The sequence below is a fragment of the Kitasatospora sp. NPDC059088 genome (genome assembly GCF_042738155.1).
Taxonomy (GTDB): Bacteria; Actinomycetota; Actinomycetes; order Streptomycetales; family Streptomycetaceae; genus Kitasatospora.
Map to the genome: position 1 here is coordinate 4,357 of NZ_JBHYGR010000198.1, position 8,610 is coordinate 12,966.

Sequence of the window (8,610 nt, forward strand, 5' to 3'; positions counted from 1 at the left end):
CCCCGCCCCCTTCCCCCGGCGGCCCGCGGCGCGGTGGGCGGTCGCGGCCCCCCGGGCACCGCCGGCCCGCTACGGGCGGGGGTGGTGGCTCAGGCCTGGGTGACCAGGTCCAGGTACGCGTCGTGCCAGAGGTCCTCGTCGCCGTCCGGCAGCAGCAGCACCCGGTCCGGCCGGAGCGCCTCGATGGCACCGGGGTCGTGGGTGACCATCACGATCGCGCCCGGGTAGGTGCCGACCGAGGCCAGCACCTCGGCCCGGGAGGCCGGATCGAGGTTGTTGGTCGGCTCGTCCAGCAGCAGCACGTTGGCGCCGGAGTGGACCAGGGCGGCCAGCGCCAGCCTGGTCTTCTCGCCGCCGGACAGCACGCCGGCCGGCTTGTCGGCGTTGTCCCCGCGGAACAGGAACGCGCCGAGGACGGTCCGCAGTTCGCCGTCGGTCAGCTCGGGCGCGGCCGCGGCCAGGTTGTCGCGCACGCTGAGCGCGGGGTCCAGGGTGTCGTGCTCCTGGGCGAAGTAGCCGAGCCGCAGGCCGGTGCCGGCGACGACCCGGCCGGAGTCCGGGCGTTCCCGCCCGGCCAGGACGCGCAGCAGGGTGGTCTTGCCGGCGCCGTTGAGGCCGAGCACGACCGTCCGGCTGCCGCGCTCCACGGCGAGGTCCAGGCCGCTCAGCACCGTCCGGCCGCCGTAGGCCTTGGCCAGGCTCACCGCGCCGAGCGGGGTCCGGCCGCAGGGCGCGGGCTCGGGCAGCCGGATGCGCGCCGCGCGCTCGGTCTGCCGTACGGGTTCCAGCTCGGCGAGCATCCGGTCGGCGCGCCGGGCCATGCTGCGGGCGCTGGTCGCGGTGGCGACGTTGGACCGCATCCGGTCGGCCTGGGCGTGCAGGGCGGCGGCCTTGCGTTCGGCGTTGGCCCGTTCCCGGGTGCGGCGGCGCTCGTCGGCCGCACGCTGGGCCAGGTAGGCCCGCCAGCCGGTGTTGTGGACGTCGAGCGCGGCGCGCTGCGGGTCCAGGTGGAAGACCCGGTTGACGGTCTCCGCCAGCAGGTCGAGGTCGTGGCTGATCAGCACCAGTCCGCCCCGGTGGGTGGCGAGGAAGCCGCGCAGCCAGCCGACCGAGTCGGCGTCCAGGTGGTTGGTGGGCTCGTCCAGCAGCAGGGTGCCGTGGTCGGCGAACAGGATGCGGGCCAGTTCGACCCGGCGGCGCTGGCCGCCGGAGAGGGTGCCGACGGGGGCGTCCAGCATCCGGGCGGGCAGCCCGAGTCCGGCCGCGACCCGGGCGGCCTCGGCCTCGGCCGGGTAGCCGCCGCGGGACTGGAACGCGGCGTCGGCGCGCGCGTAGGCGTCCATCGCCCGGCGTTCCTCGGCGGCGGAGCCGGCCACGGCCATGGCCCGCTCGGCGTCGCGCAGCGCGCGGAGGGCGGTGTCCAGGCCGCGGGCGGACAGGATGCGGTCGGTGACGGTGACGGCCGGGTCGGCGGCGCGGGAGTCCTGCGCGAGGTAGCCGACCGGTCCGGTGCGGGTGACCGTACCGGCGGCGGGGGGCAGGTGCCCGGCGAGGGTGGAGAGCAGGGTGGTCTTGCCGGCGCCGTTGCGGCCGACCAGGCCGATCCGGTCGCCGGGGGCGATGTGCAGGGTGACGTCGGACAGCAGCAGACGGGCGCCGACGCGCACGTCGACACCATGGGTGGTGATCATATGGTAACGCTCCGAAACGACTAGCGGACAGACGGGTGGCGTGGAGGCGGTCCGTCAGCTAGGAGATGCGGGGCGTAGACATGTCGGCCAGAGTAACGGGCGGCCGGTCCGGACGCACCCGAATTAACGGGTGCGTCCGCTTGGCGGGTGCGTCCGCGCGGGCCGTCAGCCGCGCAGCACGGCGGCCACCACTGCCGGGTGGAACAGCCGGGTCGGTGGCGCGACCAGCGACAGTACCTCGTGGAAGGCCGCCGTGATCTCGGGGTTGTGGGTGGCGCCCCGGAGCACCTTGTCCAGGTAGCGGTGCTGGAGCCTGATCAGGGCGCCCGAGGGCCCGCCCGTGGTGGCGGCGAAGCGGACGTCCTCGGCGCTGGACATCATCCACGCGGTCTTGGACACCGCCGCGATCTCCCGGCGCGCGTCACGGGCGGTGGCGGGCCCGACGCCGCCGTGCCGGGCGGCCGTGCGGCGCAGCACCTGGGCGCAGAACAGCGACACGGTGATGCCCTGCCCGTACACCGGATTGAAGGTGCTCGCGGCGTCGCCGACCGCCACCAGGCCGTCCGGGGCGCCGCGTTCGTAGTGCCGCCGTACGCCCGGGCCGGGCAGGAAGCCGCGTACCTCGCCCGCCGGTTCGGCGCCCCGCAGCATCTCCGCGAGGGCCGGGTCGCGCAGCCGGGACAGGTGCTCGGTGAAGCCCTCGGTGCCGGGCGCGGGCTCCGCGCCGCGCATCCCGGCCAGGCTCACGATCCAGCGGTCGCCCTCGACCGGCAGCAGGACGCCCATCCGGGGCTTGTCCGGGGCCTTGGTCTGGAGGTAGACGGCCTGGTGGCCGAGGTCGACGCCGGTCGGTCGGTGGAACAGCCGGGAGGCGTACGCGACGCCCGCGTCCACCCGCTCCTCCGGCACCGGGCGGCCCAGTTCGCCGAGCCACTTCGGCACCGAGGTCGAGCGGCCGGCCGCGTCGATCACCAACTCGGCCGGGATCTCCCGGACTTCGCCGCGCCCCTGGACGTCCCCGCGCTCCCGGCCGCGCTCGCGGACCTTCACCCCGGTGACCCGCTGCGCCGAGCCGAGCAGGCCGACCACGTCGGTGCCCTCCAGGAACTCGATCGACGGTTCGGTGCGGACCCGGTCCAGCACCACCTTGTCCAGCACCGGCCGGGTGCAGGAGAGGAAGGCCAGTCGGGCCGGGTAGTCGGCCATCCAGCCGGCGGAGCTGAGCCACCGGAGGTCGCCCGAGGTGGAGACCCGGTGCGCGCCCGCGTCGGTCAACTCCTGCTTGATGCCGGGCATCAGCTCCTCCAGCGCGCGGTGCCCCGCCTCCAGCACCAGGTGCGCGTGCCGGCCCTGCGGCACCCCGGCCCGGAACGCCGGCGTGTCCGGGTACCGGTCCCGCTCCACCACGACGATCCGCTCGGCGCGCCCCCGCAGCGCCCAGGCCGCCACCACGCCGGCCAGCCCGCCGCCGATCACCACCGCCGTGCCCCGCCCGGGGGCCGTCTCCGAAGAATTCATGCGACGTAGCGTAGTGGTGGCGGCGTCGGACCGTAATCGTTCCAGCTGGACGAACGGGCCGACGGCGTAAGTCCGTTGAGGCCCGGTCCGGACGGCCTCGGGGCCGCCGGTGGGTCCGGTCGGAAGGGTGGTGGAGAGGGGCGGTGGTCAGGGGCGGTGGAGAGGGTCGGTCGTGCGGGTACTAACATCGGGTGGGGTTGCGTCGGCGTCCCCCGGGGCGCGCGGATTCGAGGAGGTGAGAGCCGTGGAGTGCAGTAGTACGGGTCGAAGTCGGCCCCGCCCCCGGTTGTCCCGCAGGATTCGCGGCCCCCGGCACTCCTCCTCCCGTAGGGCTCCCGCGCAGGGCTGACCCCGCCACCGGCGGGGCGCACTGCCGGTCGCGCCGTGCGCGTGGCGGCGGGCCGGGCGCCTCCGGCCCACCGTGCCGAGCACGGCGGTGGCCGGGCACCCACCGTGGAGGTTCCCCGCATGTCCGACTGGCGTGTGCGCGCCGTGCGCGCGAGCAGGCGTCCGTTCTCCCGTCCGACGGCCGAGCGCCGGCCCGTCGACCCCCGGTCCGCGCCCGAGCACTCGATGGACCCGCGCCCGGACCAGCCGGTCGAGCCGGGGGCGCTGGAGCGTTCCCTGGTGGACGCGGCGGTCTACCGCGACGGCCGCCGCACGGACGCGCCCGCCGACCTCGCCGCGATCTACCGCGAACTGCCCGACCGGCCCGGCACGATGGCCTGGATCGGGCTGTTCCGCCCGGCGGAGGCGCAGCTGCTGGAGGCCGCGGACCGGTTCAACCTGCACGAACTGGCCGTCGAGGACGCCATCGTGGCCCACCAGCGGCCGAAGCTGGAGCGCTACGGCGACACCCTGTTCGTGGTGCTGCGCGCCGCCCGCTACCTGGACGAGGCGGAGGAGGTGGACTTCGGCGAGATCCACCTGTTCGTCGGCCCCGAGTTCGTCATCACCGTGCGCCACTCGCAGGCCCCGGACCTCTCCGCGGTGCGCCGCCGCCTGGAGGACGACCCGGAGCTGCTGGCGCTCGGTCCGGAGGCGGTGCTGTACGGGGTACTGGACGCCGTGGTGGACGGCTACGCGCCGGTGATCGCCGGGCTCCAGCACGACATCGACGAGATCGAGACCGAGGTGTTCGGCGGGGACCCGCACGTCTCCCGCCGGATCTACGAGCTGTCCCGCGAGGTGATCGAGCTCCAGCGGGCCACCCGGCCGCTGCTGGAGATCATGCGGAGCCTGGAGGCGGGCTTCGGCAAGTACGGCACCGACGAGGAGCTCCAGCGCCGCCTGCGGGACGTCGCCGACCACGCCACCTACGCGGCCGAGCGGGTGGACGGCTTCCGGCAGATGCTGCAGAACATCCTGACGGTGAACGCGACGCTGGTCTCGCAGCGGCAGAACGAGGAGATGAAGCAGCTCGCCGAGGCGGGGCACGCGCAGAACGACGAGATCAAGAAGATCTCCTCCTGGGCGGCCATCCTGTTCGCGCCGACCCTGATCGGCACGGTCTACGGGATGAACTTCGAGATCATGCCGGAGCTCAAGTGGGCCTTCGGCTATCCGTTCGCGGTCGGGCTGATGGCGCTGGTCTGCACCGGGCTGTACCTGGTGTTCAAGCGCCGCGACTGGCTCTGACGGCCCCGGGCCGGGCAGCTGCTGGGCCCCGCTCCGGGCCGTCCGGGTGCCACCGGCGACCCCGCGCTAAGGAAGCGTCAAGATCCCCGTCCGCCGGTGTCAAGGAGCCGTCAGGGAGCGTCCCACCGCCGGTGGCGCGGCACTAGCGTCGCGCGGCGGAGAGAAACGGTTCTGTGTTCGGTTCCCACCGGGAGCCCCGGCGGACCGTGCCACGGGGGAAAGGGACGTGTGGTCATGACCACCTCGACAGCAGGCAGATCGGCCACCTCGGAGGAGGCGGCCGCCGGAGGGGACGACGGCCCGGAACCGGCCGGGAGCGGCGAACCCGCCGGACCGCGGCCGCCGTCCGGACCGTGGCTGCCGTCCGGGCCGCTGGCCCGGCTCGGGCAGGGCCTGCGGACGGTCGGCAGCCGCTCCTACTGGACCACCCCGCGCCTGGTCCGCGCGCTCACCGCGCTGAGCCTGGCCGCCCTGATCGGCCTCGGCGCCACCGCCACCGCCGTGCTCGGCGGCGCCCGGGACGGCACCGACACCATCGGCCACCGGGCGGCCCCGCAGGCCACCCGCGCCGCCGACCTCTACTTCGCGCTCAGCGACATGGACGCCCAGGCCGCCAACCTGCTGCTGGTCGGCGACGACCAGGACTACGCCGCGCTGCGCAAGCAGACCTTGGACACCTACGAGCAGCGCCGCAACCAGGCCGACGACGACCTCCAGCAGGCCGCCCAGGCGGCCGCCGCCGACCCGGCCGGGCAGCGCGCCGTCCAACTGGTGCTCGGCCGGCTCGGCAGCTACGAGGCCCTGGTGGCCCGCTCCCAGCTGCTGGAGGAGCAGGCCAAGGCCCCGGCCGGCCAGCCCTCGCCCGCCGCCCTGGACGCCTACCGGCAGGCCTCCGACCTGCTGCGCAGCCAGCTGCTGCCCGCCGCCGACCAGGTCACCGCCGCCAACGAGGCGACCGTCGACCGCGTCTACGGCGAGCAGCGCGACGCCCTGGGCACCGGCTGGTGGTGGCTGTTCGGCGCCGGACTGCTCGCCCTCGCCGCGCTGGTCGGGCTCCAGCGCGCGCTGCTCGTGCGCTACCACCGGGTGTTCAACCCCGCGCTGGCCGGCGTCACCCTGCTGACCGGCGTGGTGCTGGTGACCGGTCTGGCCCTGGTGGGCCGCACCTCGGACCACCTGGTGACGGCCAAGAGCGACGCCTACGACTCGGTGATCGCGCTCAGCCGCTCCCGGGCCGTCGCGTACGACATGAACGCCGACGAGAGCCGCTACCTGATCGACCCGAGCCGGGCGGCCGTGTGGGAGCAGGCCTACCTGGAGCAGAGCCAGGCGATCGTCCACTTCGACGGGGCGACCCTGGACACCTACGGCACCCGGCTGCAGACCGCCGTCGAACGCCACCACCAGGACCGCTCCACCGTCCCCTTCGGCGGGTACCTGGGCGCCGAGCTGAACAACATCACCTTCCCCGGCGAGCAGGCGGCCGCCGAGCGGGTCCTGAGCGCCTTCCAGGAGTACCAGGCGATCGACCACCGGATGCGCGTGCTGCGCGGCGCGGGGCAGCTCAAGGACGCGATCACGCTCAACACCGGGCTCGCCGAGGGACAGTCCAACTACCAGTTCGGGCAGTTGGGCGCGGCCATGCAGGACACCATCGACGTCAACCAGAAGGCGATGGACTCGGCCCTCGCGGCGACCGACGGCGACCTCGACGGCACCACGGCGGCCCTGGGCGGGGTCGTCCTGGCGGCGGCGGTGGCGCTCACCGCGCTGGGGGTGCGGCCCCGGCTGCGCGAGTACCGGTAGCGCGAGTGCCGGTGGCGCGCGTACCAGTGGCGCGAGTGCCGGTGGCGCGCGGCCCGACGACCGGGTGACGGGGGAGGACTGGAAGGCCGTGATCCGGGAAGCCGGAGGAGGGGGCCCGGTGGCGGTCGGCGGACCGCTACCGGGCCCCTCGGCAGGTGGGGACGGGCCGTCACCGGTGTGCCGGATTGACAAGCACCCTTGCCGTCCCGGCGAATAGCAGGCATGGCCGACGAAGAGTTCGAGAACGTCCTCACCACGGTGGGCCCGCGGCTGCGGGCCCTGCGCAGGGAGCGCGGCACCACGCTCGCCAAGCTGGCCGCGGCGACCGGGATCTCGCTCAGCACGCTGTCCCGTCTGGAGTCCGGGCAGCGCAAGCCGACCCTGGAGCTGCTGCTGCCGCTGGCCCGGGAGTACCGGGTGCCGCTGGACGAACTGGTCGGCGCCCCGGCCACCGGGGACCCGCGGATCCACCCGCGCCCGGTGACCAGGAACGGCCAGACCGTCGTCCCGCTCACCCGCCACCTCGGTGGTCTGCACGCGTACAAGCACATCGTGCCGCCGGGCCGGAACGCCGGGCCGGAGCTGGAGTTGAAGGTCCACGAGGGCTACGAGTGGCTGTACGTGCTGTCCGGGAGGCTGCGGCTGGTGCTCGGCCCGCACGACCTGGAACTGACCGCCGGTGAGGCCGCCGAGTTCGACACCCGGACCCCGCACGGCTTCGGCAACGCCGGTTCGCAGCCGGTGGAGTTCCTCAGCCTGTTCGGCCCGCAGGGCGAACGCATCCACATCAGGGCGCGACCGGGAACCTCTGTTCGGTAGGTTCGTTCCCTGACAGGGGGTCTCCGCTTCGGGCTCCCCCGCAGGCCGTCGGGAGGGGCCGATTACATGAGTGTGCAGCAGAGCACGGAGTCCGGTGAGAGCGGCGGAACCGAGCAGAGGCCGGGGACCGCGCCGGAGGGGGCCGGCACCGGCCCCGGCGCAGGCCCCGGTGCCGGGCCCGCCACCGGGCCGGGCGCCGCCCCCGGAACCCGTTCCGGAGCCGGGACGGAGGAGCCGCCGGAGCCGGAAGCCGGGCGGGCCGCCGGACCGGAGGAGTCCACCGCGGCCGGTGCGAAGCCCGCGCGCAAGAAGCGCCCGTTCTGGCAGGAGCTGCCGATCCTGCTGGTGATCGCCCTGCTGCTCTCGCTCGGCATCAAGACCTTCTTCGTGCAGGCCTTCTCGATCCCCTCCGGTTCGATGGAGAACACCCTGCAGATCGGCGACCGGGTGCTGGTCGACAAGCTCACCCCGTGGTTCGGCGCCGAGCCGGAGCGCGGCGAGGTGGTGGTCTTCCGCGACCCGGGCGGCTGGCTGGAGGACACCCCCACGACCAGCTCCGGCGGCGTCATGGGCACCGTCCAGAAGGCGCTGAGCACCGTCGGCCTGATGCCCTCGGCGGACGAGAAGGACCTGATCAAGCGGGTCATCGCGGTCGGCGGCGACACCGTCGAGTGCAACGCGGGCAGCCCGGTGAAGGTGAACGGCGTCGCGCTGGTCGAGCCGTACCTCTTCCCCGGGGCGACGCCCTGCGACAACGACCCGGTCGGCACCGTCACCGTGCCCAAGGGCAAGCTCTGGGTGATGGGAGACCACCGGAACAACTCCCGGGACTCCCGCCCGCACCAGAACCTCACCGGGGACGGCTTCGTGCCGGTGGACAACGTGGTCGGCCGGGCGTTCGTGGTGGCGTGGCCGATCTCCGACTGGTCCACCCTGCCCGTCCCGGACACCTTCGACAAGGTGCCCTCCCGGGCCGCGGGCGGCCCGGTGGAGGCGCCCCCGGCGCCGGCGGTGCTCGCCCTCGCGGGCGTCGTGCCGATCGCGCTGTGGCGGCGCCGGCGGGCGCGGCGCACCGGACGCTGAGCGGTACCGCTCCGCCGGAACTCCGCCCGCCGTGTTCTACACGGCTGTAGAGTTC

6 protein-coding genes are annotated in these 8,610 nt (G+C 74.5%); 4 read left to right on the forward strand and 2 right to left on the reverse strand.

The annotated features are described in order from the left end of the window. Nucleotides 1-89 precede the first annotated feature (89 nt). Both ACFWXO_RS42595 and ACFWXO_RS42600 read right to left on the reverse strand, forming a co-directional pair. Nucleotides 90-1,691 carry an ABC-F family ATP-binding cassette domain-containing protein gene (locus tag ACFWXO_RS42595; RefSeq protein ID WP_380531907.1) on the reverse strand — a complete coding sequence of 534 codons (1,602 nt, stop codon included), beginning with the start codon at nucleotides 1,689-1,691 and terminating at the stop codon, nucleotides 90-92. Nucleotides 1,692-1,856: 165 nt separating this feature from the next. Further along, nucleotides 1,857-3,209: an NAD(P)/FAD-dependent oxidoreductase gene (locus ACFWXO_RS42600; RefSeq protein WP_380531909.1), complete on the reverse strand. Its 1,353-nt coding sequence runs from the start codon at nucleotides 3,207-3,209 to the stop codon at nucleotides 1,857-1,859. A 468-nt stretch (nucleotides 3,210-3,677) separates the two neighbouring features. Between ACFWXO_RS42600 and ACFWXO_RS42605 the strand changes: the two genes are divergently transcribed. The 4 genes from ACFWXO_RS42605 to lepB all read left to right on the forward strand — a co-directional run bounded on the left by ACFWXO_RS42605 (nucleotide 3,678) and on the right by lepB (nucleotide 8,555). After that, nucleotides 3,678-4,847, forward strand: a complete 1,170-nt coding sequence (locus ACFWXO_RS42605) for a magnesium and cobalt transport protein CorA (protein ID WP_375889442.1) — start codon at nucleotides 3,678-3,680, stop codon at nucleotides 4,845-4,847. 234 nt (nucleotides 4,848-5,081) lie between these two features. Further along, on the forward strand, nucleotides 5,082-6,653 hold the full coding sequence (locus tag ACFWXO_RS42610; RefSeq protein ID WP_380531912.1) for a hypothetical protein: 1,572 nt from the start codon (nucleotides 5,082-5,084) through the stop codon (nucleotides 6,651-6,653). 222 nt (nucleotides 6,654-6,875) lie between these two features. Beyond that, nucleotides 6,876-7,472: a helix-turn-helix domain-containing protein gene (locus ACFWXO_RS42615; RefSeq protein WP_375890955.1), complete on the forward strand. Its 597-nt coding sequence runs from the start codon at nucleotides 6,876-6,878 to the stop codon at nucleotides 7,470-7,472. Between the two features lie 66 nt (nucleotides 7,473-7,538). Beyond that, entirely contained in the window at nucleotides 7,539-8,555 is a 1,017-nt protein-coding gene (gene lepB, locus ACFWXO_RS42620; protein ID WP_380531916.1) for a signal peptidase I, read from the forward strand. Nucleotides 8,556-8,610: the final 55 nt, after the last annotated feature.

Coding starts and splice junctions, on each gene's coding strand:
- lepB (WP_380531916.1), top strand. CDS start 7,539: ATGAGTGTGCAGCAGAGCACGGAGTCCGGTGAGAGCGGCGGAACCGAG.
- ACFWXO_RS42595 (WP_380531907.1), bottom strand. CDS start 1,691: ATGATCACCACCCATGGTGTCGACGTGCGCGTCGGCGCCCGTCTGCTG.
- ACFWXO_RS42605 (WP_375889442.1), top strand. CDS start 3,678: ATGTCCGACTGGCGTGTGCGCGCCGTGCGCGCGAGCAGGCGTCCGTTC.
- ACFWXO_RS42600 (WP_380531909.1), bottom strand. CDS start 3,209: ATGAATTCTTCGGAGACGGCCCCCGGGCGGGGCACGGCGGTGGTGATC.
- ACFWXO_RS42615 (WP_375890955.1), top strand. CDS start 6,876: ATGGCCGACGAAGAGTTCGAGAACGTCCTCACCACGGTGGGCCCGCGG.
- ACFWXO_RS42610 (WP_380531912.1), top strand. CDS start 5,082: ATGACCACCTCGACAGCAGGCAGATCGGCCACCTCGGAGGAGGCGGCC.